Here is a 376-nt window from a genome sequence, read left to right on the forward strand (position 1 = left end):
CCCGTCGAGCCCGTCGAGCCCGTCGAGCCCGGGCATGGCCGCCAGGCCTGCGGACGTCAAACCCGCGGACGCCAAGCCCGCGGACGCCAAGCCCGCGACGCCCGCCCCCGGCAGCGCCGCGAGGCCGGCCGTGGGGCCGGGCAGCGGCCCGCTCAAGCTCGACGAGGCCAAGCCGGGCGAGGCGAAGCCCGTCGACACGAAACCCATCGACACGAAGTCCATCGACCCGAAGCCGGGAGAGCCCAGGACCGGCGAGGCGAAGCCCGGAGACGCGCGGCCCGGCGGCGCCCCGGCCGCGGGCGCGGCCCCGGGGCCGGGCAGCGTGCCGGGGGCGAAGCCGCCCGAGGCGGGCCCGGCGAAGCCCGGGACCGTGGCG

Annotated in this window: 1 pseudogene; it reads left to right on the top strand. The window is 80.6% G+C overall.

Annotated elements, in window-relative coordinates:
* Window positions 1-34: 34 nt before the first annotated feature.
* A pseudogene (locus DT057_RS35270) lies at window positions 35-376 on the top strand (hypothetical protein); the annotation flags it as partial.

It is taken from the genome of Methylobacterium crusticola, assembly GCF_003574465.1.
Lineage (GTDB): Bacteria > Pseudomonadota > Alphaproteobacteria > Rhizobiales > Beijerinckiaceae > Methylobacterium > Methylobacterium crusticola.